This is a genomic window from Achromobacter sp. SIMBA_011 (genome assembly GCF_046535435.1).
Classification (GTDB): Bacteria; Pseudomonadota; Gammaproteobacteria; order Burkholderiales; family Burkholderiaceae_B; genus Achromobacter; species Achromobacter dolens.
Map to the genome: position 1 here is coordinate 1 of NZ_JAWRWN010000270.1, position 291 is coordinate 291.

General features: G+C 63.6%; 1 pseudogene. It reads right to left on the reverse strand.

The features are described 5' to 3' along the window. Positions 1–291 (reverse strand): annotated as a pseudogene (locus SB816_RS30900) (hypothetical protein); the annotation flags it as partial.

The following is a 291-nucleotide window of genomic DNA, read 5'->3' on the forward strand; positions in this document are numbered from 1 at the left end:
GGGACGCGACCGCGCTGGTGCTTGTGCTAAACGTGGTCGACAGGTTCTCGATGGCAGAGTTGGTGGCAAACAGCTGCGAACCGTTGATGGCGTCTGTACTCGCGGCGCTGACCCGACCCGCGGCAACGTTGGTGATCTGACGTTCCATACCCGGTGCGCCGACGCTCACCACGCTTGTCGGTCCGGCACCGGCAAACGCGTAGGGTATACCGCCGATAGTAGTACCGGCTGTCGGATTCGGCACGGCCGTGATCGAGCTAGCCCCGAGCGCGACGTCGTTGGCATTGATCG